The sequence below is a fragment of the Proteus myxofaciens ATCC 19692 genome (assembly GCF_001654855.1).
Lineage (GTDB): Bacteria > Pseudomonadota > Gammaproteobacteria > Enterobacterales > Enterobacteriaceae > Proteus > Proteus myxofaciens.
This window is the reverse complement of the sequence record NZ_LXEN01000150.1, coordinates 21,280-44,650: the sequence shown is the minus strand read 5'-3', so window position 1 is coordinate 44,650 and position 23,371 is coordinate 21,280. Positions and strand designations below refer to the sequence as shown.

The window sequence follows — 23,371 nt, the reverse complement described above, 5'->3', positions numbered from 1 at the left end:
GGGAACTAATAAGCTCCCGTTAACTATTTATCAAATCAACAATTACATATGTTTGATAATCGCGTCTCCAAACTCGCTACATTTCAGCAGTTTAGCGCCTTCTAACTGACGTTCAAAATCATAAGTCACGGTTTTAGCTTCGATTGCGCCTTCCATGCCTTTAATGATTAAGTCTGCTGCTTCTGTCCAACCCATATGGCGTAGCATCATCTCAGCAGATAGAATAATAGAGCCAGGGTTCACTTTATCTTGGCCTGCATATTTAGGTGCAGTACCATGTGTGGCTTCAAATAAAGCGCACTCATCACCAATATTTGCGCCTGGTGCAATACCAATACCACCAACTTGAGCGGCTAATGCATCAGAAATGTAGTCACCATTTAGGTTCATACATGCGATAACATCATATTCTTCAGGGCGCAGTAAAATTTGTTGCAAGAATGCATCTGCAATAACATCTTTGACGATGATTTCTTTACCTGATTTTGGATTTTTAATTTTAACCCAAGGACCACCGTCTAACAACTCACCACCAAATTCTTCACGCGCTAATTCATATCCCCAGTCTTTAAAAGCACCTTCGGTAAATTTCATAATATTACCTTTGTGTACTAATGTGACTGAATCGCGGTCATTATCAATAGCGTATTCAATAGCTGCGCGAACTAGGCGTTTAGTTCCTTCCTCTGAGCAAGGTTTAATACCAATACCACACTCTTGTGGGAAACGAATTTTGGTAACACCCATTTCATCTTGTAAGAATTTAATAACTTTATCAGCTTCAGCTGAGCCCGCTTTCCACTCAATACCAGCATAGATATCTTCTGAGTTTTCACGGAAGATAACCATATCAGTAAGATCAGGACGTTTTACTGGGCTCGGTGTACCTTTATAATAACGCACAGGTCGTAAACAAACATAAAGATCAAGTTGTTGACGTAGCGCTACATTTAATGAACGGATACCACCACCGACAGGTGTAGTAAGAGGACCTTTAATCGAAACGCGATATTCACGGATAAGATCTAACGTTTCTTCTGGCAACCAAATATCTTTACCATAGACTTGTGTGGATTTTTCACCAGTATAGACTTCCATCCACTCAATCTTACGTTCCTTGCCATAAGCTTTTTCAACTGCGGCATCAACAACTTTTAGCATTGCTGGCGTGACATCGACACCGATACCATCTCCCTCAATATAAGGAATGACCGGATTATGGGGAACAACAAGCTTACCTTTAGCATCTAGTGTAATCTTAGCGCCATTAGCCGGAACAACTACTTTGCTTTCCATTTACCTCTCCTTTCATATAAGCGCACGCTTTGTTAATTTTTTGTAAGAGACCTGTCAATACTACTTGATTATTCAGCTAACGCCAATCGCTTCTCTTTTAAGGTATAATCAATCTCCCATTTTTCAAAAAAATTAACTATGGCAAATCAATTTAAAAATAACACTAAAGCCCCTAAAAAATATATCCCTTCTCTTCAAAGAAGAAATAAAAGGTCTAGAGGAGAGCGTAAAGTGATTATCTTTAATAAGCCTTTCGATGTATTGGTGCAATTTACAGATGATAGTGGAAGAAAAACCTTAAAAGATTATATTCCCATACCAGATATCTATGCTGCAGGACGTTTAGATAGAGATAGTGAAGGCTTGCTTGTCTTAACAAATGATGGTCAATTACAAGCAAAATTGACTCAACCAAGTAAAAAAACAGGGAAAATCTACTATGCTCAAGTAGAGGGTATTCCTACTGCTACTGCTTTAGCACAATTTAGAGAAGGATTAACATTAAAAGATGGCAAAACATTGCCAGCATATATTGAGATTGTCGAACAGCCTTCTTGGGTATGGGAAAGAGTTCCGCCTATTAGGGAACGTCAAAGTATTCCTGTAACATGGGTGAAAATTACCCTTTTTGAAGGCAAAAACCGCCAAGTTCGTCGAATGACAGCTCATATTGGTTATCCAACATTACGATTAATTCGCTTTAGTATGGGTGATATCACATTAGATAATTTATCATCAGGTGAATGGAAGGAGATTAATTTTGTTTAAACCCCATGTAACTGTTGCATGTATTGTACATGCTGATAATAAATTTTTAGTTGTAGAAGAAACGGTTAATGGCAAAGCGACATGGAATCAACCCGCAGGCCATTTAGAAGCGAATGAAAGCTTAATTGAAGCGGCTCAACGAGAATTATGGGAAGAAACAGGATTAACCTTACCTGTGCAACATTTTTTAAAACTACATCAATGGATTGCGCCAGATAATACGCCTTTTTTACGTTTTCTCTTTTTAATTGAAGCATCAGAGCAATTTGCGACCCAGCCTCATGATAATGATATTGATTGTTGCCACTGGGTTAGTGCTGAACAAATTATTAATAGCCAACAATTACGCTCCCCTTTAGTAAGAGAAAGCATTTTGAGTTATCAACAAGGCGAACCTTATCCTTTGTCATTATTGAGTGTCTTTGGTGAGCCCTTTGTTACAAAATCCTAATCACCACTAAAAAGAAAACAAGAAAACGTATTACTGTGGTGCACCTATGTAAGTCATATGATAAAGTATGGCGCTTATTTTTCCGTAGTGAGATCCAGTCATGTCAGATAACAGCCAAAAAAAAGTCATCGTAGGAATGTCCGGTGGCGTAGATTCTTCCGTTTCAGCCTATCTTCTTAAGGAACAGGGATATCAGGTCGTTGGTTTGTTTATGAAGAACTGGGAGGAAGATGACGACACTGAGTATTGTTCAGCGTCTACCGATCTTGCTGATGCTCAAGCTGTGTGCGATAAGCTTGGTATTGAATTGCTGACCGTTAATTTTGCCGCTGAATATTGGGATAATGTATTTGAACACTTTTTATCTGAATATAAAGCAGGCCGTACGCCTAACCCTGATATTCTATGCAATAAAGAAATCAAATTTAAAGCCTTTTTAGAATATGCAGCTGAAGATTTAGGCGCTGATTATATCGCAACGGGTCACTATGTCCGTCGTCGTGATGTTGATGGTAAAAGTCAATTATTACGTGGCGTAGATAATAATAAAGATCAAAGTTACTTTTTATACACATTAAGCCATGAGCAAATTGCGCAAAGCCTTTTCCCTGTTGGTGAAATGGAAAAACCTGAAGTTCGCAAAATTGCTGAGAAACTTGATTTAGCCACAGCAAAGAAAAAAGATTCTACAGGTATCTGTTTTATCGGTGAGCGTAAATTTACAGATTTCTTATCACGCTATTTACCCGCAAAACCGGGCGCTATTGTCACTGTTGATGGTGAAACGATTGGTCAACATCAAGGGCTGATGTATCACACACTAGGTCAACGTAAAGGTTTAGGTATTGGTGGCACAAAAGAAGGTGATGAGTCACCTTGGTATGTCGTCGATAAAGATGTTGAAAACAATATTCTTGTTGTTGCACAAGGTCATGAACACCCTCGCCTAATGTCTGTGGGGTTGATTGCACAACAATTACATTGGGTATCAAGAGAGCCAATAACAGAAGCGTTTCGTTGCACAGTAAAAACACGTTATCGCCAACCTGATATCTTATGTACCGTTATTCCTCTAGATGAAGATAAAATTGAAGTCCGTTTTGACAATCCTGTTGCAGCAGTAACGCCAGGACAATCCGCTGTTTTTTACCAAGACGAGATCTGTTTAGGTGGCGGTATTATTGAAACTCGTATTCAGGAGTAGATGTGGCTAAAGATTTTCGTGATATTACGCTTGCTTTGGCAGGAATTTGCCAAGCAAGCCGCCTTGTTCAGCAATTTGCTTATCAAGGTAGTGCGAATGAAAATGATGTTGAAGTCATGGTCAATAGCATTTTTAATATCAATCCTAGCTCAACGCTTGATGTTTATGGCAATCAAATCAGTCATTTGAAATTAGGTTTTCAAACACTAAAAGCCATTCATCAAGCGGTGAGAAGAGAGAAATTAACGCTTGAGCTGATGACTTATCAACAAGGTTTAATTAACCTAGAACGCCTTATCAATAAAAATAATGATAGTGCTGAACGGTTATCACAGAAGATTTCACAATTAGAACGCCAAAAAAGCTATTTTGAACCTATGTCAGAGGGTGTATTTAATGCATTAGCAGGCGTCTATGTTGATGCAGTAAGTCCTGTGGGCCCACGAATTCAAGTTCATGGCTCTGTTGAGCTATTAAAAAATCCTATTATTCAGGCTAAAGTCAGAGCATTATTGCTGACAGGTATTCGTAGTGCTGTACTTTGGCGTCAAGTAGGTGGTCGTCGTTTTGATTTTTTACTTCATCAAAAAACAATCCTACGACAAACTGACGAATTTCTCGCTCAATGTTAATACTTTAAAATTCAACCTGGGAGTTGCCAACAATGGAATTATCTTCGCTGACAGCGATTTCACCGATTGACGGTCGTTATGGTAGCAAGACCTCATCGTTACGTACTATCTTTAGTGAATTCGGTCTTCTGAAATTCCGTGTACAGGTAGAAGTTCGCTGGCTACAAAAGCTGGCATCTTGCGCCGACATTAAAGAAGTTCCCGCCTTTGAAAAAAACGCAAACGATTACCTTGATGCAATTGTTGCTAACTTCAACGAAGAAGATGCAACTCGTATTAAAACTATCGAACGCACCACAAATCATGATGTAAAAGCGGTAGAATATTTCTTAAAAGAAAAAGTAGCAGCGATCCCTGCTCTGCATCAAGTTTCTGAATTTATTCACTTTGCTTGTACCTCTGAAGATATTAATAATCTTTCACATGCGATTATGCTAGAAACAGCACGTAAAGAAATTCTATTACCTGCATGGCGTGAATTGATTGATACAATTAGTAAAATGGCGCAAGAATATCGTGATTTACCATTACTTTCACGCACTCATGGGCAACCTGCAACACCCTCTACCGTTGGTAAAGAGTTCGCTAATGTAGCTTATCGTATGGAGCGCCAATATCGTCAACTGAGCCAAGTTGAAATTTTAGGTAAAATCAATGGTGCAGTCGGTAACTATAACGCACATTTAGCTGCGTATCCTGAAGTCAATTGGCACCAGTTTAGTGAAGAGTTTGTAACATCTTTAGGTGTCACGTGGAACCCTTACACTACGCAAATTGAGCCACATGACTATATCGCTGAACTATTTGATTGTGTGAGTCGTTTCAACACAATTCTAATTGATTTTGATCGTGATATTTGGGGTTATGTTGCGCTTAATCACTTTAAACAAAAAACGATTGCTGGTGAAATTGGCTCATCCACAATGCCACATAAAGTAAATCCTATTGATTTTGAAAATTCTGAAGGCAACTTAGGATTAGCAAATGCAGTAATGGGTCACCTTTCAAGTAAATTACCTGTTTCTCGCTGGCAACGTGATTTAACTGACTCGACTGTACTACGTAACTTAGGCGTAGGTATTGGTTATGCATTAATTGCTTACCAATCAACAATGAAAGGGCTTAATAAACTAGAAGTTAATGAAACTCATCTTCGAGGAGAACTTAACTGTAACTGGGAAGTGTTGGCTGAACCAATCCAGACAGTGATGCGTCGTTATGGTATCGAAAAACCTTATGAGAAATTAAAAGAGTTAACACGTGGTAAGCGTATAACAGCAGCTGATATGGTTGTCTTTATTGATGGTTTAGAACTACCTGAACACGAAAAAACACGTTTAAAAGCAATGACGCCTGAAAGTTATGTTGGTTTTGCGACACAACTTGTTGATAAATTGGACTAATTTATTAAACTATAAATTGACAAGGCAGATTTTTCTGCCTTTTTTATTGGGAAAAATTTAACTTAATCAATATTTATTTACGATAATTATGAGAAGATATTAATTACATAATAGATTCATTATGATAGCCCACGTTTATTGAATAAGTTCTTAGTCCTTTCTTATTTGATATTACAAAAGTTTATTTTTACTTATTTTACTCAAGGTTGAATAATGCGGATCTTAATTATTGAAGATAATATCTTACTTCGTCACCATTTATCAGTGCAATTTCGTGATGCTGGCCATCAGGTAGATGCAGCTGAAGATGCTAAAGAGGCTGATACGCTTATCACTCAAGGAGTTCCTGATATTGCTATTGTTGATTTAGGTTTACCTGATGAAGACGGTATTAAACTTATTCAAAGATGGCGTGAAAACAATATCATCTTTCCTATTATGGTTCTAACTGCACGAGAAAGCTGGCAAGAGAAAGTTTCGGCATTAAATGCAGGTGCTGATGATTATGTGACTAAGCCTTTCCATTTTGAAGAAATTGTTGCACGCATTCAGGCATTAATGCGTAGAAACATGGGAATTGCTTCACAAACATTGATTATCGAACCTTTTGAATTGGATTTATCACGTAAAGAGTTCATGATTTCAGGAGAAAAAATTAAGCTAACCGCTTTTGAATACACAATTTTAGAAACATTAATGCGTAAACAGAATAAAGTCGTTAGCAAAGACAGCTTGATGCGTCAGCTCTATCCTGATGCTGAACAAAGAGAAAGTCATACTATTGATGTGCTTATGGGACGTTTACGTAAAAAGATTCTTGAGAAGTATCCTGATGATGTCATTATCACGGTACGTGGGCAAGGCTATCGTTTTGATATGAATATTTAATATGAGTAATAAACCTCGATCTCCTTTTTCATTACGAACGCGTTTTTTACTCGCAACAAGCGCCATTATTTTAGCATTAACACTCTCTTATGGATTAGTCGCTATTGTTGGTTCAGTTGTTAGTATTGATAAAACAACGTTTATGCTAATGCGTAGTCAAAGCAATCTTTACTATAGTTTAACGCAATGGGATCAGGGCAAACTCAATATTGAATTCCCTGCTAATTTAAATAATAACACGTCATTAGTTGTTATTTTTGATGAGCAAGGACACGTTTTATGGACACCGAATGATCTACCTGTATCAATACCCCATAGCATTAATCGAAAATGGCTTAATAAAGAGGGGTTATTTGAAATTTCTGTCGATGTGAAAACAACCCGTTTAATGCTGGAGCAACTGCCTCAATATCGCGCATATTTAAAAAAACTTGATGAATATTCAAGCGATACTTCACTAACTCACTCAGTTGTTATTAATCATTATTCTGCTGAGAATGATATCCCCTATCTTGTTATTGCTGTTATCGACCCTATTCCTCAAAGTATGCAAAAAGTTAGTCAAATATGGGATTGGTTTCTTTACGTACTTCTTGCCAATTTATTACTTGTTATTCCTTTAATTTGGTTAGCCGCTCATTGGAGCTTACGCCCTATAAAAAAAATCATTAATCAAATGAGTGCACTAGAGAAAGGAACTCGTGATACGTTAGATGAAAATCCGCCGACTGAACTAAAAGGCTTAGTGCGTAATCTTAATGTACTACTACGCAATGAACGTAATCGTTATAGTAAATATCGTACAAGCTTATCAGACTTAACCCATAGCTTAAAAACCCCACTTGCCGTTTTACAATCAACATTGCGCTCTTTACGTTTTAGTAAGCAAATGACCATTGAACAAGCCGAACCCATTATGCTTGAGCAGATTGAGCGAATTTCACAACAAGTCGGCTATTACTTACATCGTGCATCTATTCATGGTGACCATGATATTACTACCCGTAAATTACACTCTTTATCAGGTTTATTGGATAATCTTTGCAGTGCTTTAAGTAAGGTATACCAATCAAAAGGCGTTGATATTACATTGAATGTTTCCCCTGAAATCATGTGGTTAGGTGAAAAAAATGATTTTATGGAAATTATGGGGAATATTCTTGATAACGCGTGTAAATATTGTTTAGAGTTTATCGAAATCAATGTTAGTCATAATGAACATGACGTTATTATTACTGTTGATGATGATGGACCGGGTGTAAGCCTTGATAAACGTGAAGCTATTTTTCAAAGAGGCACTCGCGCTGATACGTTAAGACCTGGACAAGGCTTAGGGTTATCAATTGCACTTGATATTATTGAGCAATATAGCGGTAATATTCATCTTGTAGATAGTCCATTAGGCGGTGCTCGCATTATTGTGACATTTGCAGAGCAACAACTTACAACAGAAATAGAATAATTAATTTATCTGTAGCAACTTAACATGATGTTTATTTTGCTGAAAATCTGTTCATTCAAACGTAATGATCCATTGTTACTCACATTGTATAAAGGAATGTTTAGCAGGAAAACTAATTTCATTATATGATGTTTCTAGGCTTCCCGAATTCAGGATATACACAATGGACTATAAACTTAATTTAGATTGGCAATCATTTTTAGAAAGCCATTGGCAAAAGCGCCCTTTATTAATTAAAAACGGCTTCTCTCGTTTTGTTGATCCTTTATCTCCTGACGAACTTGCTGGTCTTGCAATGGAAGATGAAGTAGATAGCCGTCTTGTAAGCTGTCAAGACGGACAATGGGGAGTGAAACATGGGCCCTTTGAACATTTTGAGGGACTGGGCGATAAAAACTGGTCTTTACTTGTTCAAGCTGTTGATCATTGGCACTTCCCTAGTGCTGCACTAATGAAACCTTTCCGTGTTTTACCCGATTGGCGAATTGATGACTTAATGATTTCTTATTCTGTTCCTGGTGGTGGCGTTGGACCACATCTTGATCAGTATGATGTATTCATTATTCAAGGACAAGGCCGTCGCCACTGGCGTGTGGGTGAAAAAATCCCAATGAAGCAGCATTGTCCTCACCCTGATTTACTTCAAGTTGACCCTTTTGAAGCTATTATTGATGAAGAGTTAGAGCCTGGCGATATTCTCTATATTCCACCTGGATTCCCTCATGAAGGTTATGCAATTGAAGAATCACTAAACTATTCAGTTGGTTTTAGAGCACCAAATGCGCGGGAGCTTTTCAGTGGTTTTGCCGATTATGTTCTCGCTAACGATTTAGGTAGCTATCGTTATAGTGATCCAGATTTAACGCCAAGAGATAATCCAGCATTAGTGCAACACCAAGAGCTCAATAAACTTCATGCCATGATGGAAGATTTACTTGCTCAACCGGATGTTTTCCGTCATTGGTTTGGAGAATTTATTTCACAATCTCGTCATGAACTTGATTTGGCAATTCCAGAGCCTTTATACGAAAATTCAGAAATCCATGACTTGATGATGCAAGGTGAAAAACTGCATCGACTAACGGGACTACGAGCTTTACGTGTTGGTGATAGTTGCTTTGTTAATGGCGAACTTATGGATACAACGCATATTGAAGCTGTAGATGCACTTTGCCAATACGATAAGATTGATAAACACCAATTAGGTGATGCATTAACTGATCCTAAATTTATTCGTTTATTGACACATCTGATTAATCAAGGATATTGGTACTTTGACGATTAATATTGATAAAGCATAATGCTTCATCCTGATATGATAGGTTAAGCTACTAATAATATAAAAAAATAATAGCCGATATTTCGGCTATTATTTTATCAATCAATTATATATTGCTAAATTTAAAAACTTGTTCTTTCTTTTTCTCTTTGTGCTGTAATTTCAGCAATACGCATGATAACACTAACCGACGCTTCCATTCCTTCTAAAGAGATAAACTCATGTTTACCATGGAAATTATATCCACCAGTAAAAATATTAGGACAAGGTAATCCACGATAAGAAAGTTGAGCGCCATCAGTACCACCACGAATTGGTTTGATATTAGGCTCAATATTGCAATCAATCATTGCTTGTTTTGCAATATCAATAACATGAGGATATTGAACAACTTTATCATGCATATTGTAATAACTATCATCAATCGTCAGTTCAATATAGCAATCAGGATGTAACCCTTTACCCACTTTTTCCGCAATCGCTATCATTTTTTGTTTACGTTTTTCAAACAAATTACGATTAAAATCACGAATGATATATTGCATATCAGCGCGCTCAACGGTTCCTTTGATGCTTTGTAGATGATAAAAACCTTCATAGCCTTCAGTATTTTCAGGTGTCTCTTCAATAGGGAGTTCTTGATGAATACGGGTAGCTAATCCTAAAGCATTCACCATGACACCTTTTGCACTACCAGGATGTACATTATTACCGACAATTTTGATACCTACAGAGGCTGCGTTGAAGTTTTCATACTCTAACTCACCCACACCACCACCATCAACGGTATAAGCCCAACTTGCTCCAAATGTATTAAGGTCAACATAATGTGCTCCTCGGCCTATTTCTTCATCTGGTGTAAAGGCTATGCGAATATCGCCATGAGGTCGGTTTGTCTCTTTTAACCTGACCATTGCAGTTATTATTTCAGCAATACCGGCTTTATCATCGGCACCGAGTAAAGTTTTACCGTCTGTCGTAATTAATGTTTTACCAATCATTGAATGTAAAATAGGAAACATCACTGGCGATAGCACTTCATCACCGATACCAAGGGCAATATCACCACCACGGTAATTTTCAAGAATTTGCGGTTTTACATGTTTACCCGAAAAATCAGGAGAGGTATCAAGATGCGATATAAAGCCAATAACAGGCACTGGCCAAGAGACGTTAGAGGGTAAACTTGCCATCACGCATCCCTTCTCACTGAGTGTGATATCAGAAAAACCCAGTGTTTTTAACTCTTGTACCAATGCCTTTGCTAATTTTATTTGTCCATCACTACTTGGCGACATTTTTGAAGATGGTTTTGATTGTGTATCAAAATTAACGTATTCAAAAAAACGTTCTAATAATTTATCCATTTTACCCCCTATATCTCTCTAAAGATTATAATAGGGTAGTTTGTAAAATAATTATTGCGTCAAATCAGCTTTCGGATCATTAATTAAATCAAACAATTTATGAATGTAGTTATCTACGATCTGACTTGCAGGACCATAATGTTTTTCTTGAAACTGACTTTCAACCAAACTAGGCTCAAGATTAAGTTCTACAGTATGCGCGCCGGCAAGCTTTGCCTCATGTACAAATCCCGCGGCAGGATAAACATTGCCTGATGTCCCAATAGAGATAAAAACATCAGCTTCAGCAAGTGCTTGGTAAATTTCCTCCATTCCTATTGGCATTTCACCAAACCAGACGATATGAGGTCTTAACGGTGAAGGAAATTGACAACAGTGACAATAATCCGTTGTTTCTAAATTACCTTTCCATTCAAAAACTTGTCTAGATTGAGGACAACGAACTTTTAATAATTCACCATGCATATGCAAAACATGCTGGCTACCCGCTTTTTCATGTAAGTTGTCAATATTTTGAGTCACTAACAAAAAATTCTCTTTACCAAGATATTCCTCAAGTTTTGCTAATGCATAGTGCGCTTGATTAGGTTGAATTGAAGGCTGTTGTAATTGCTTACGACGATCATTATAAAATTGTTGCACTAACTTGGGATTACGCTGATATCCTTCTGGTGTTGCCACATCTTCAACACGATGCTCTTCCCATAATCCATCTTCAGAGCGAAATGTTTTAATACCTGATTCAGCAGAAATGCCAGCTCCAGTTAATACAACAACTTTGGGTAATTTCATTTCATGTTCCGTTTTATGGGTGAGATGAAAATAGCGACAGCGAGAATGCTGTCTTCGTATACTTTTTACCTTACGAAACTTCTTAAGCCGACTATGACGAAATTTGAGTTTCATCAGAACAATCCTTGATTTTCACATTTAAAATATCGTTTTTAAACTGTTACTGTAATCCGTTTTTATACGTTTTTATGTCAATAAACTTATTGCCCACTTAAAATTCTGGCAGGATCAAGTTTAGTTGCTCTGCGAGCAGGATACCAACTGGCAATCAAACTTAGGATAACAGTTGTCACGAAAACGGAAAAAACATCAATCCAATGAATTTCAGAGGGTAAAAAGTCAACAAAATAAACATCCCCTGATAATACGCTGTGACCTGTTAATGATTCGATAAAGGAAACTAAGGGCGTCAAATTATAAGCAACTAAGGCCCCAATAATCACACCAGCAATACAGCCAACCATACCTGATAGTAGCCCATACCACAGAAAAATATTACGAATATGGCTATCTCTTGCACCTAAAGTACGTAAAATCGCAATATCACTACTTTTATCTCTGACTGCCATAATTAGCGTTGAAACAATATTAAAACATGCCACACCGATCACTAAAATCATCGACAAATACATAATACTGCGGATCATCTGGATATCGCTGTACATATAACCATAATCGTTTATCCAACTTTTCGCATAAACATATTCTTGGCTATTGATACCTGCATTATGAATAATTTCATTAACTTGGAAAGGATCAATGGTTTTAACTTCAATACCCGTTACTGCTTGCCCATAATCTAAATATTTCTGAGCATCAGCTAAGGGGATCAGCGCTAATTGGTGATCTAACATGCCGCTTAAGCGGAATATTCCACCAACTTGCAAACGGATACGTTTAGGTTGTAATAATTTAGTAGGATCGTCATTATTCGGAATTAATATGGTTAGCCAATCACCTTTGGCAAGTTTAAGCGCATCAGCAACACCTTGCCCGATAATAATTTGCTGCTTTCCTGCTTTAAAATCTTGCCATGCATTATCTTGTACATAATTAGGTAGTGTACTAATATCCCCTTGTTTATCAGGCGAAACCCCCATAACACTCACAGCCTTAAGTTCTGTCCCTTTCTCTAATAATCCTGTTAATAAAACATAAGGTGCAGCAGCCACAACACCAGGTGTATTTTCAATACGGGGTAATGCTGATTGCCACTGTGTAAAGGGCTGTTTTACCGAATAAATCTGTCCATGAGGAACCACAGATAAAATACGGTTTTTTAACTCTCGCTCAAAACCATTCATAGCACTTAAGCCAATAATCAGTACTGCAACCCCTAACATAATACCCAATGTTGAAATAACTGAAATTAAAGACACCATACCAGCACGCTTTCTTCCTCGTGAAAATCGCAGTGCCGTCACTAAGGCAAGTGGCAAATGAGCCATTATTTCACTCCTGAAATGGTTTCTTGTGACTGTAATAGGCCATCGTTCATTTCAAGTTGACGTTGAAAACGAGCAGCTAATGATAAATCATGAGTAACAACCAAAAATGCCGTTTTTTTCTCTCTATTTAATTTGATTAAAAGCTCGAAAATACCTTCAGCATTTTTTTGATCAAGATTACCTGTTGGTTCATCAGCAAGGACTAAAGCGGGATCATTAACAAGTGCTCGCGCAATTGCAACACGCTGTCTTTCGCCACCAGAAAGCTCTGAAGGACGATGATGAGAACGTTCTTTTAATCCAACGGCATCCAGTAATAACATTGCTTTTTCTTTTGCTTTAGCGACATTTACACCACCAATCATTAAAGGCATAGCCACATTTTCTAAAGCAGTGAAATCAGGCAATAAATGATGAAACTGATAAATAAAACCTAATTCTTTATTACGTAAATCTGCTTTTTCAGTTGAAGACAGCTTATTAAGTGATCCCCCTTTAAAAATAACTTCACCAGACGTTGGTGAATCTAATCCTCCTAATAAGTGCAATAAAGTACTTTTACCTGATCCTGAGCTACCTACAATAGCCAGAAAGTCCCCTTCATTCATGGTAAAAGAGACAGATTTAAGAACTTGCGTTGAAATAGCGCCATCTTGGTATTGTTTACAAAGAGAATGACACTGTAATAAAGGAGAATTACTCATAACGTAGCGCCTCTGCTGGCTGAAGGGTTGCTGCCCGCCAAGACGGGTATAAAGTAGATAAAAGAGAAATAACAATGGCAGAAATGCCGATAATGAAGACTCTTCCCCATTCAAGTGTTGCAGGTAATTCAACACCTTCAGGAATAAGACCAACAGCAGGCATAATAATATTTAATTGACTAGAAAGCAGTGCCCCTAATAATCCACCAGCGATAGCACCTAAAACTCCAGCTCCTGCGCCTTGTAACATAAAAATAGACATAATCTGAGAGCGTTTAAGTCCCATTGTTTGCAAGATGGCAACCTCACCTTGTTTTTCCATCACAAGTAAGGCAAGAGATGTAATAATATTAAACGCAGCCACGGCAATGATAAGGCTTAGTAATAATCCCATCATATTTTTTTCCATTTTAACAGCTTGAAAAAATTCACCTTTACGTTCCCGCCAATCTTTCCAAGTTAATCCTTCTGGTAATGCTTGAGCGCTATATTTTTCGATATTTAAGGGTGTGGTAAAGAAAAGGCGCCAACCCGTAATATTATCAGGCTGATAACGCATTAAACGAGCAGCATCTTGTTGGTTAACAAGCACTTGCGAATTATCAGCCTCACCCCCACTTTGAAAAATACCTTTTACGGTGAATAACCGTTGGCTTGGCATTCTACCCATTGGTGTTAATTGGCTAACACTTGGTATTATTAAACGAATTTTGTCACCAACTTGGGTTTTTAATTGTTTCGCTAAGCCATTACCTATAATGACACCATATTCGCCTGATTTAAGTGCAGAAAAATCACCAACTCGAATAAAAGAAGCAAGTGGTTCATCTTGTTGTCTTTCTACACCTAACATGACGCCGACACTAATGTTATTTTTGCTTTGTAAAACAACATCTCCTTCCACTAAAGGTGTTACATTGGTGACATCCTCTCGTTTTGACAAGGTTTTTGCCACCGTTTCATCTTTAGGAATTTGTCCATTAGGTGTTGTGACAATGGCTTGAGGAATATAAGCTAATATGCTGTTTTGCAATGACTGCTCAAAACCATTCATGACTGATGTCACAGTGATAAGTGCAGCTACGCCTAGCATAATGCCTAAAGCAGATAGCCATGAGACGAAACGACCGAATTTATCGACCGCGCGACCCCGCATATACCGGAGCCCTATGAAAAATGAGACAGAATTGTACATGAAATCTGTGCTGTTCCTGTTGCTAATGCGAAGTGTTCAGGGATAATAAAGGGTAGTCTTACTGAATGGAACCACTCTATTCCCAAACTGTGGTTTTTTCTTTTATCTTAACCTGCCCGCCAGTTTAAGCTTTAGCGAATACGCTGAAGATATGTTGGGAGTTAACTACAACCAAGAGTTCACATTACACGCTATGTCCTCAGAATATCGTTATCAACTTCCTGTAAAACAAGGGGATACTCGCCAGCTAGGTCAGCTGACAGGTGCCGCTTGTGCCCTAGAATGCGCCGATATCATTAAACGTCATTCTGGATTAGTCGTTCTTGTCACGCGTGATATGCAAAATGCATTACGGCTACAAGATGAAATCCGTCAGTTTTGTGATTATCCAGTAGAGACATTATCAGACTGGGAAACACTACCTTATGACAGTTTTTCACCACATCAAGAAATTATCTCTAATCGCCTGTCTACGCTATACCGTATTCCATCACTTCTCAAGGGAATTTTAATCTTACCCGTCAATACGTTAATGCAGAAAGTCTGTCCAGCAGATTATCTCGCAAGTCATGCATTGGTCATGCAAAAAGGTGAGCAACTTTCTCGTGACAATTTGCGTAAAACCCTTGATGAGGCCGGTTATCGCCATGTAGAGCAGGTATTAGAACACGGCGAATATGCCACACGAGGCGCCTTACTTGACCTCTTTCCTATGGGAAGCGAATTTCCTTATCGCATTGATTTTTTTGATGATGAAATCGATAGCCTACGCACTTTTGATGTAGATACACAAAGAACATTAACCGAAGTTGAGCAAATCAATCTGCTACCTGCACACGAATTTCCAACTGATGCTAATGCAATCGAAAACTTTAGAAGTCACTGGCGTGAGCGTTTTGATGTAAGACGTGATCCTGAGCATATTTATCAACAAGTAAGCAAAAATGTATTGCCTGCGGGTATCGAATATTGGCAACCTCTCTTTTTTGATAAGCCACTTTCTACTCTCTTTTCTTATTTTCCTGAAAATACACTGTTAGTCACACAAGATTTGCAGGATTACACAGAGCGATTTTGGCAAGACATCAATCAGCGTTATGACAGTCGTCGCGTTGATCCTATGCGTCCTTTACTTGCGCCTGATGATATTTGGCTTAATGTTGATAAGTTTAATCGTGAATTAAAGCAATGGCCACGTATTCAATTAAAGCAGGATATTTTACCCGAAAAGACAGGTCAAACTAATTTAGGCTATGAACCTTTACCTGATTTAGCGATTAATGCACAAAGTAAATCACCGTTAGATAATCTACGTCGTTTCCAAGAACAATTCTCAGGTAGTATCATTTTTTCAGTTGAAAGTGAAGGTCGTCGAGAAACTGTTCAAGATCTATTATCACGTATAAAAATCGCGCCTAAACAGATCATAGAATTATCAGATGCCAACGAAAAAGGTTTCTATTTTATTGTTGGTGCTGCTGAGCATGGCTTTATTGATAACTACCGCCAGTTAGCGTTAATCTGCGAAAGTGATATGTTAGGTGAACGCGTTAATCGTCGTCGTCAAGATAATCGCCGCACAATCAATACTGATACCCTTATTCGTAATCTGGCTGAATTAAGCGCAGGACAGCCTGTTGTTCATCTTCAACATGGTGTGGGTCGTTATCAAGGAATGACAACGCTTGAAGCGGGAGGTGTTAAAGCTGAATACTTGATGTTAACTTACGCAGGTAATGACAAGCTATATGTGCCAGTCTCTTCTTTACACTTAATCAGTCGTTATTCTGGTGGTGCTGATGAAAACGCACCTTTGCATAAATTAGGTGGCGATACATGGACTCGTGCTCGTCAAAAAGCCGCAGAAAAAGTACGTGATGTCGCGGCTGAATTATTAGATGTTTATGCAAAACGCGCCATTAAAACAGGTTTCGCCTTTAAAATGGATAGCGAGCAATATCGCGCATTTCGCCAAAGCTTCCCTTTTGAAACAACACCTGATCAAGAAATGGCAATTAATGCCGTTTTAAGTGATATGTGCCAAGCCACAGCAATGGATCGTCTAGTTTGTGGTGATGTCGGATTTGGAAAAACAGAAGTGGCGATGCGTGCTGCCTTTTTAGCGATTAGCAATAACAAGCAAGTTGCTATCTTGGTGCCAACAACGTTACTCGCACAACAGCATTTTGATAACTTCCGTGATAGATTTGCTAACTGGCCTGTCAATATTGAAATGATTTCGCGTTTTCGTAGTGCTAAAGAGCAACAGCAGATCACAGAGAAATTAGCAGAAGGTACGATTGATATTGTTATTGGTACTCATAAACTATTGCAATCTAGCATTCAATGGAAAGATTTAGGCTTACTCATTGTTGATGAAGAGCACCGCTTTGGTGTTCGCCATAAAGAACGTATTAAAGCAATGCGTGCTAATGTCGATATTTTAACATTAACAGCAACGCCAATACCTCGAACGCTTAATATGGCAATGAGTGGTATGCGTGATCTCTCTATTATCGCGACACCGCCAGCGCGTCGTTTATCTGTTAAAACATTTGTGCGTGAATATGATGATCTCGTTGTTCGTGAAGCAATATTGCGTGAAACATTGCGCGGTGGACAAGTTTATTATCTTTATAACGATGTTGAAAATATAGAAAAAGCCAAAGAACGGCTTGCTAAATTAGTTCCTGAAGCCAGAATTGGTATCGGTCATGGTCAAATGCGTGAGCGAGAACTTGAGCGAGTCATGAATGATTTCCATCATCAACGATTTAATGTACTGCTTTGTACTACAATCATTGAAACGGGAATTGACGTTCCTAGTGCGAATACCATTATTATTGAGCGTGCTGATCACTTTGGTTTAGCTCAATTGCACCAATTACGCGGTCGTGTTGGCCGTTCTCATCATCAAGCTTATGCTTATTTGCTCACCCCTCATCCCAAAGCTATGACAAAAGATGCGCATAAACGCTTAGAAGCGATTGCCTCTCTTGAAGACTTAGGTGCAGGATTTGCATTAGCAACCCATGATTTAGAAATTCGAGGTGCCGGTGAGTTGCTAGGTGAAGATCAAAGTGGCCAAATGAATACAGTTGGCTTCTCTTTGTATATGGAGTTACTAGAAAGCGCTGTAGAGGCTTTAAAAGAAGGTCGTGAACCTTCATTAGAAGATTTAACGAATCAGCAAACTGAAATTGAATTAAGAATGCCGGTTTTACTGCCTGATGATTATATTCCTGATGTCAATGTTCGACTCTCTTTCTATAAACGTATAGCAAGTGCTAGTGATCTTAGTGAATTAAATGACCTAAGAGCAGAGCTTATTGATAGATTTGGTACATTACCTGATGCAGGGCGAAATCTATTACGTAATGCAGCTATTCGCTTAAATGCAATGAATTTAGGCATCACTCGTATTGAAGCGCATGACAAAGGTGGATTTATTGAATTTGGCGAGAAAAATAGTGTTGATCCAAGCTATTTAATTAGCTTATTACAAGAACAACCGATGATATTCCGCTTAGATGGTCCATCAAAACTAAAATTCATTCTTGATTTAACACAAAGAGAGAAAAGACTCACGTTTATTGATGACATGTTAACTTCATTTAGTGAGCATAAATTAAAATCATAAAATCTACATTTTTAAAATTATGATATTTTAAGCGATACCCCAAATGTTAATCATTAACTTTGGGGTATTTTTATCATAAACGTATAACGTGTAAGCATTATTTACACTATTTTTCGTCTTTTGCTCCCCATTTATTTAATGTGTATATAAAATCATGTTGAATAAAGAAAGAATAATAGTGTCGTGTTATGGAAATAATTTCTACAGAACTTTATCTGTTTTTGCCATTATCAATTAATTACCTAAAAACTTTGTTTACTCTTTTAGGCAAGGAATATTTTCATTTAAGATACAATATGGCTCTTGAGTTAGAATAAGCCGACCTTTCTTATCTAATGCGATTAGCTCTCCTGGCTTAAATGTTGTGCGCACTTTTCCTGGTGTTCCATCAATTGTATAAAGAACATCATAACCAATCACTCTTCTCTCTTGACGATAAATGGGTACACACTCTTTAAAATCCGGATAAGGAAATCGAGAGGCAGTTCTTTTATTTAATGTTTCAATAATATAAAAAACTCGACACTCATTTTCTGCAGGATGAAAACGAGATAAGTTTTCTGGTGAAAAAGGTGTAGGAAGACCAATGCGATGGCAATATTCTTCTGTTACAAAAACAGTTGATTTAATGGGTGTAGCAGACACCACATAGGCAAATTGAGGTTGAGAAAAAATCCATCGCCATGCAATAAATAAAAGTAGCACTAATATGGCAATCACACCTATTAGTGTATATTTTTTAATATTAACACTCACTTTTACCCCTTTTTATCCGCTGGATCCTTAAGATGCTAATTTCAAGTATTATTGTGTTTTATTCTATAATCTCCTTGAAACAACAGGTACTTAATAGAATATGTCTGTTTTACTTGGTAGCTTTATTAATTTCCTTACTAGATAATATAATAAATAAAACATGCATCGATAACATGCTAAAAACACGACTTATTTTTGTTTTAATTACTTAATTAATCATGTTCATTTTTAAGCTTTTTGATTTAAAATAATGCCCGCTCTTTTCCAAAATAATCATTATTAAATGATGCTCTTATATCAACACAACAACACTTATTTAACATTTAATAACAACACTATTATGCTAATTAATTTTAAAGTTTAAATACATATATAAATAAATAAAAGTGTAACAAATTAAATCTATAGACAAATTAGCTTAATAATGTGCTATTCCAATTTATTTATAGAGGAATATATTAACACTTTGTTACATAAATTAATGAACGTAATACCCCTTTTTTATTTGAGAAAAATCTTAATTTCATTTATTAAATAATATTAATATAAATTGCATATATATGGTTAATTTAATATTAATTAACTAATTGTATTTATAATTACTTTAAAAACCTTTAGAGTTATTTGATAATTTTAAAATAAATAGACTAATCGACTGAATGTTTATTCTAATTTGTATAATTTGGTTATGACAACGATGCCATTTTTTTTGTGCTAAATAGAAAGCATAAATAACCCTCATGTGATATGAGGGTTATTATTGATACATTTATCTATAATATTTAAACGAAAATATATAATTAATGTAGCTTGAGTTTTGGCCTAATCACGCGATTAATAGAACCAACTAACATCATCAATCCTGTTTTTGTATAACCATGTAGTGCGATTTGATGCATACGATATAAAGAAATATACACAATTCGTGCAATACGTCCTTCTATCATCATGTCACCTTTCATTAAGTTGCCCATTAAGCTTCCTACCGTACTAAATTTCGATAAAGAAACTAAAGAACCATGATCTTTAAACACATATTCTTTCAGTGGTTTGTTTTTCATGATAGCGACAATATTATCATAACAACGACTTGCCATTTGGTGAGCTGATTGTGCTCTTGGTGGTACAAAGCCCCCTTCTTTTCTAGGGCAAGATGCGCAGTCACCAATCGCAAATATCATGTCATCACGCGTTGTTTGTAATGTAGGTTTTACAACAAGCTGATTAATTCGGTTTGTTTCAAGCCCTGCAATATCTTTCATAAAATCAGGTGCTTTAATTCCGGCAGCCCAAACCATAAGATCAGCATCAATATGTTCGCCGTCTTTTGTATTTAATCCTGTTTCATCAGCACTTGTGACCATCGTATTTGTCATAACTCTGACGCCTAACTTAGTCAGTTCCTGATGAGCTGCACTTGAAATACGCACTGGTAATGCAGGTAAAATACGCTCACCAGCTTCAACTAACGTAATATTAAGTGCAGATGGTGCTAACTTTTTCAGTCCGTAACTATTAAGTTGACGAACTGCATTGTGTAATTCAGCTGAAAGCTCAACACCAGTAGCGCCTCCACCAACAATCGCAATATTCACTTTGCGATCTTCTTCTTGAGCCATTTCATCAGCAGAATATTTTAAGAATAAATTCAGCATTTCATTGTGGAACCGATTTGCTTGCTGTGGGCTATCTAGAAAAATGCAGTTTTCTTTAATTCCTGGCGTTCCAAAATCATTGGATTTGCTACCTAGCGACATAACAAGAATATCGTAATCTAGTTTGCGTTCTGGTACTAGAAGCGCCTGATCTTCATCATAAATCGCCGCTAATGTAATATTTTTTTGCTCTCTATCAAGCCCAATCAGTGAACCTAATTGAAAATTAAAATGATGATTATGTCCATGCGCTAAATAACTTAACGCATCAACACCATCATCCAGTGAGCCTGTTGCCACTTCGTGTAGCAAAGGTTTCCATAAATGGCTATTATTTCTATCGACTAATGTGATTTGTGCTTTTTGTCGACGACCTAATTTGTTACCTAATTTAGTCGCAAGCTCTAATCCACCAGCACCACCGCCGACGATAACAATTTTTGTTAATGACATGTAACGTCACTCCATAAAGATATTTACTGTTGTTATTTAAATAGGCTTAGTGAAATCCACTTAAATAACGACAGTTAAATCGTTTCTTTCATTATTTTTGTTCTAAAACAAGTCATATGGGTAGATGGTCATACCAAACTTGATTTATATCAAAAATATTTGAAAATTCATATCTCTTTTTAGAGAAAATAGACGGTCTCTAAATGAATTAGCACAAATATGATAAGATAAAAAAGAAAAATAACTCTATTTATCAATTCATTATATAAACAATGAGAAAAAGAATGATTCTCAATGTATTACATGAAAAGTAAACAGAAAATTGTGCTTAAAAAAGTCTATAAATAATAGGCAGTGATAAAGGCGGGGGATTAAAAAGGCTAAAAAATGAGTAGCATAAATCTACTCATTTTTAATCGACTACTTGCTGTTAAAAGCTTTTATTTTAAACAAATATTCTGAAAGGCTTTTAAATTTATGTGTTTGGGTTTCATCCCATAAAATATTATAGTAAGGGGATAGCTCATCAGAAGAGCGTTGATTGTCCAATATTCCATCATGACGAGATAAAATGACTAGCGCATTGTCTTTATTTTTTTCACGAAAATGTTGAGTACATTTCGTTTCAATATCTAAATACTCTTCAGGTCTATCAATTTTATCGGTCATATTCTCATAAGGGAAAAGATTAGGATTAATCAATACCTGACGAATATTACATAAAAAACCAATGCGTTCAGCCCAATACCCACCTAACCCTACACCACAAATTAATACAGGATCTTGGGTAGATTTAATGACTTTATCCGTCTCTTTAAGCAAATGATGCATATCATGACGAGGATGCAATGTGCTGTAGCTTAAAAAACGAACATCAGGGTCAATAAATTGTAACTGTAGAACTTTTTCATGATTTCCAGGACTCGTCGAATCAAAACCATGTAAATATATAATCATGCGCGCTCCTGCCACTGCTCCTGTAATTGAGTCAGCAACTGATTCGCTTTTTTCCAACGATCAGATGATTGCAGCTCATTTAATGTGTAACGACCTCGATGATGGTACAACGCAGAAATTCTTTCTGCTTTGACTGAGGACAGGTTATCTAACACACTTACCGCCCCTTTTCGGTTATTACACACTAAAAGCATATCGCAACCTGCATCCAGAGAGTGTTGCGCCCTTTGCGCATAACTTCCCATAATAGCAGCGCCTTCCATTGAAAGATCATCTGAAAAAATTACACCTTGGAAACCGAGTTGTTCACGTAATATTGATTTTAGCCAATATGAAGAACCACTCGCAGGGCGTTCATCAACCTGAGAATAAATAACATGTGCTGGCATAATCGCATCTAATAGCTGACGCTGAATAAAATCTTTAAAGATAGACATATCTTTCTGACGAATATCATCTAATGATCGCTCATCGCGAGGTGTTTCTTTATGAGAGTCTGCTCTAACTGCACCATGACCAGGAAAATGTTTACCCGTTGATTTCATGCCTGCTGAACGCATGCCTTTAATAAAGTTTTCTGCCATTTGCATTGCAACGTCAGGGGATTCATGAAAAGAACGCTCACCAATAGCAATACAGTTATGGCCTAAATCCAATACAGGAGCAAAACTAATATCAATATCCATCGCAATCATTTCAGAGGCCATTAGCCAACCTGCTTCTTGCGCTAAATAGCGTGCTTCATAGCTGTCATTTAAAGCTGCATACGATTGAGCTGCTGGTAAGCGAGTAAAGCCATCACGAAAGCGCTGTACACGACCACCTTCTTGGTCAACAGCAATGACTAAGCGCTCATGAGAAGCATCACGAATTTGACGTACAAGCTCATTTAGCTGTTCGGCATCATGGAAGTTTCGGGTAAAAAGGATCAAACCACCGACAAGGGGATGCTTTAAAATTTCGCGCTCCTCATTGTCGAGTACATAACCTTCAACATCAAGCATTACAGGACCCATAACAT

General features: G+C 37.2%; 19 protein-coding genes. 9 read left to right on the top strand and 10 right to left on the bottom strand.

Annotated features, from left to right (window positions below):
* Nucleotides 1-42: 42 nt before the first annotated feature.
* Nucleotides 43-1,296: an NADP-dependent isocitrate dehydrogenase gene (icd, locus tag M983_RS15035; protein ID WP_066752752.1), complete on the bottom strand. Its 1,254-nt coding sequence runs from the start codon at nt 1,294-1,296 to the stop codon at nt 43-45.
* A gap of 138 nt (nt 1,297-1,434) precedes the next feature.
* On the opposite strand from icd, the gene rluE reads away from it, so the two are divergent.
* The 8 genes from rluE (at nt 1,435) to M983_RS14995 (ending at nt 9,389) form a co-directional block, all read left to right on the top strand.
* Nucleotides 1,435-2,064, top strand: a complete 630-nt coding sequence (gene rluE, locus M983_RS15030) for a 23S rRNA pseudouridine(2457) synthase RluE (RefSeq protein WP_066752749.1) — start codon at nt 1,435-1,437, stop codon at nt 2,062-2,064.
* Nucleotides 2,057-2,515: an NUDIX hydrolase gene (locus M983_RS15025; protein ID WP_066752746.1), complete on the top strand. Its 459-nt coding sequence runs from the start codon at nt 2,057-2,059 to the stop codon at nt 2,513-2,515. The genes rluE and M983_RS15025 overlap by 8 nt, the downstream gene beginning before the upstream one ends.
* 100 nt (nt 2,516-2,615) lie before the next feature.
* Nucleotides 2,616-3,719: a tRNA 2-thiouridine(34) synthase MnmA gene (mnmA, locus tag M983_RS15020; protein WP_066752743.1), complete on the top strand. Its 1,104-nt coding sequence runs from the start codon at nt 2,616-2,618 to the stop codon at nt 3,717-3,719.
* Between the two features lie 2 nt (nt 3,720-3,721).
* A complete protein-coding gene (gene hflD / locus M983_RS15015; RefSeq protein ID WP_066752740.1) occupies nt 3,722-4,351 on the top strand; it encodes a high frequency lysogenization protein HflD in 630 nt (209 codons plus the stop codon).
* Nucleotides 4,352-4,383: 32 nt separating this feature from the next.
* Complete coding sequence (gene purB, locus M983_RS15010; protein ID WP_066752737.1) at nt 4,384-5,754, top strand: adenylosuccinate lyase; 1,371 nt, start codon at nt 4,384-4,386, stop codon at nt 5,752-5,754.
* A gap of 213 nt (nt 5,755-5,967) precedes the next feature.
* On the top strand, nt 5,968-6,642 hold the full coding sequence (gene phoP / locus M983_RS15005) for a two-component system response regulator PhoP (protein ID WP_066752735.1): 675 nt from the start codon (nt 5,968-5,970) through the stop codon (nt 6,640-6,642).
* Nucleotide 6,643: 1 nt separating this feature from the next.
* Nucleotides 6,644-8,104 carry a two-component system sensor histidine kinase PhoQ gene (phoQ, locus tag M983_RS15000; RefSeq protein ID WP_066752732.1) on the top strand — a complete coding sequence of 487 codons (1,461 nt, stop codon included), beginning with the start codon at nt 6,644-6,646 and terminating at the stop codon, nt 8,102-8,104.
* Between the two features lie 163 nt (nt 8,105-8,267).
* Nucleotides 8,268-9,389: a ribosomal protein uL16 3-hydroxylase gene (locus M983_RS14995; protein WP_066752728.1), complete on the top strand. Its 1,122-nt coding sequence runs from the start codon at nt 8,268-8,270 to the stop codon at nt 9,387-9,389.
* Between the two features lie 116 nt (nt 9,390-9,505).
* Here the strand turns inward: M983_RS14995 and pepT are convergent, their stop codons facing one another.
* The 5 genes from pepT to lolC form a co-directional block, all read right to left on the bottom strand.
* The gene (gene pepT / locus M983_RS14990) at nt 9,506-10,750 is read right to left on the bottom strand and encodes a peptidase T (RefSeq protein ID WP_066752721.1); all 1,245 of its coding nucleotides are present in this window, start codon (nt 10,748-10,750) and stop codon (nt 9,506-9,508) included.
* Between the two features lie 51 nt (nt 10,751-10,801).
* Complete coding sequence (gene cobB, locus M983_RS14985; RefSeq protein WP_074388184.1) at nt 10,802-11,656, bottom strand: Sir2 family NAD+-dependent deacetylase; 855 nt, start codon at nt 11,654-11,656, stop codon at nt 10,802-10,804.
* Between the two features lie 86 nt (nt 11,657-11,742).
* Complete coding sequence (gene lolE, locus M983_RS14980) at nt 11,743-12,990, bottom strand: lipoprotein-releasing ABC transporter permease subunit LolE (protein WP_066752715.1); 1,248 nt, start codon at nt 12,988-12,990, stop codon at nt 11,743-11,745.
* Nucleotides 12,990-13,694 (bottom strand): lipoprotein-releasing ABC transporter ATP-binding protein LolD, encoded by a 705-nt coding sequence (gene lolD / locus M983_RS14975; protein ID WP_066752712.1) that lies wholly within the window; start codon nt 13,692-13,694, stop codon nt 12,990-12,992. The genes lolE and lolD overlap by 1 nt, the downstream gene beginning before the upstream one ends.
* The gene (gene lolC, locus M983_RS14970; protein ID WP_066752709.1) at nt 13,687-14,889 is read right to left on the bottom strand and encodes a lipoprotein-releasing ABC transporter permease subunit LolC; all 1,203 of its coding nucleotides are present in this window, start codon (nt 14,887-14,889) and stop codon (nt 13,687-13,689) included. Before lolC ends, lolD begins: the two co-directional genes overlap by 8 nt.
* A 193-nt stretch (nt 14,890-15,082) precedes the next feature.
* Between lolC and mfd the strand changes: the two genes are divergently transcribed.
* Nucleotides 15,083-18,529, top strand: coding sequence for a transcription-repair coupling factor (gene mfd / locus M983_RS14965; protein WP_066752705.1), 3,447 nt, complete (start codon nt 15,083-15,085; stop codon nt 18,527-18,529).
* 255 nt (nt 18,530-18,784) lie between these two features.
* On the opposite strand, the gene umoD is transcribed toward mfd, so the two are convergent.
* The 4 genes from umoD to nagZ all read right to left on the bottom strand — a co-directional run bounded on the left by umoD (nt 18,785) and on the right by nagZ (nt 23,366).
* Nucleotides 18,785-19,285: a UmoD family flagellar biogenesis regulator gene (gene umoD, locus M983_RS14960; RefSeq protein WP_066752702.1), complete on the bottom strand. Its 501-nt coding sequence runs from the start codon at nt 19,283-19,285 to the stop codon at nt 18,785-18,787.
* A gap of 800 nt (nt 19,286-20,085) precedes the next feature.
* Entirely contained in the window at nt 20,086-21,393 is a 1,308-nt protein-coding gene (locus tag M983_RS14955; protein WP_066752699.1) for an NAD(P)/FAD-dependent oxidoreductase, read from the bottom strand.
* Between the two features lie 420 nt (nt 21,394-21,813).
* Nucleotides 21,814-22,350: an alpha/beta hydrolase YcfP gene (ycfP, locus tag M983_RS14950; RefSeq protein WP_066752696.1), complete on the bottom strand. Its 537-nt coding sequence runs from the start codon at nt 22,348-22,350 to the stop codon at nt 21,814-21,816.
* Nucleotides 22,347-23,366 carry a beta-N-acetylhexosaminidase gene (nagZ, locus tag M983_RS14945; RefSeq protein WP_066752694.1) on the bottom strand — a complete coding sequence of 340 codons (1,020 nt, stop codon included), beginning with the start codon at nt 23,364-23,366 and terminating at the stop codon, nt 22,347-22,349. Before nagZ ends, ycfP begins: the two co-directional genes overlap by 4 nt.
* Nucleotides 23,367-23,371 lie beyond the last annotated feature (5 nt).

Bases quoted from the DNA above. Each gene is read 5' to 3' on its own strand.
- icd (WP_066752752.1), bottom strand. From the start codon at position 1,296: ATGGAAAGCAAAGTAGTTGTTCCGGCTAATGGCGCTAAGATTACACTA.
- phoQ (WP_066752732.1), top strand. From the start codon at position 6,644: ATGAGTAATAAACCTCGATCTCCTTTTTCATTACGAACGCGTTTTTTA.
- ycfP (WP_066752696.1), bottom strand. From the start codon at position 22,350: ATGATTATATATTTACATGGTTTTGATTCGACGAGTCCTGGAAATCAT.
- lolD (WP_066752712.1), bottom strand. From the start codon at position 13,694: ATGAGTAATTCTCCTTTATTACAGTGTCATTCTCTTTGTAAACAATAC.
- M983_RS14995 (WP_066752728.1), top strand. From the start codon at position 8,268: ATGGACTATAAACTTAATTTAGATTGGCAATCATTTTTAGAAAGCCAT.
- mnmA (WP_066752743.1), top strand. From the start codon at position 2,616: ATGTCAGATAACAGCCAAAAAAAAGTCATCGTAGGAATGTCCGGTGGC.
- pepT (WP_066752721.1), bottom strand. From the start codon at position 10,750: ATGGATAAATTATTAGAACGTTTTTTTGAATACGTTAATTTTGATACA.
- nagZ (WP_066752694.1), bottom strand. From the start codon at position 23,366: ATGGGTCCTGTAATGCTTGATGTTGAAGGTTATGTACTCGACAATGAG.
- lolC (WP_066752709.1), bottom strand. From the start codon at position 14,889: ATGTACAATTCTGTCTCATTTTTCATAGGGCTCCGGTATATGCGGGGT.
- rluE (WP_066752749.1), top strand. From the start codon at position 1,435: ATGGCAAATCAATTTAAAAATAACACTAAAGCCCCTAAAAAATATATC.
- mfd (WP_066752705.1), top strand. From the start codon at position 15,083: ATGTCCTCAGAATATCGTTATCAACTTCCTGTAAAACAAGGGGATACT.
- purB (WP_066752737.1), top strand. From the start codon at position 4,384: ATGGAATTATCTTCGCTGACAGCGATTTCACCGATTGACGGTCGTTAT.
- cobB (WP_074388184.1), bottom strand. From the start codon at position 11,656: ATGAAACTCAAATTTCGTCATAGTCGGCTTAAGAAGTTTCGTAAGGTA.
- lolE (WP_066752715.1), bottom strand. From the start codon at position 12,990: ATGGCTCATTTGCCACTTGCCTTAGTGACGGCACTGCGATTTTCACGA.
- phoP (WP_066752735.1), top strand. From the start codon at position 5,968: ATGCGGATCTTAATTATTGAAGATAATATCTTACTTCGTCACCATTTA.
- M983_RS14955 (WP_066752699.1), bottom strand. From the start codon at position 21,393: ATGTCATTAACAAAAATTGTTATCGTCGGCGGTGGTGCTGGTGGATTA.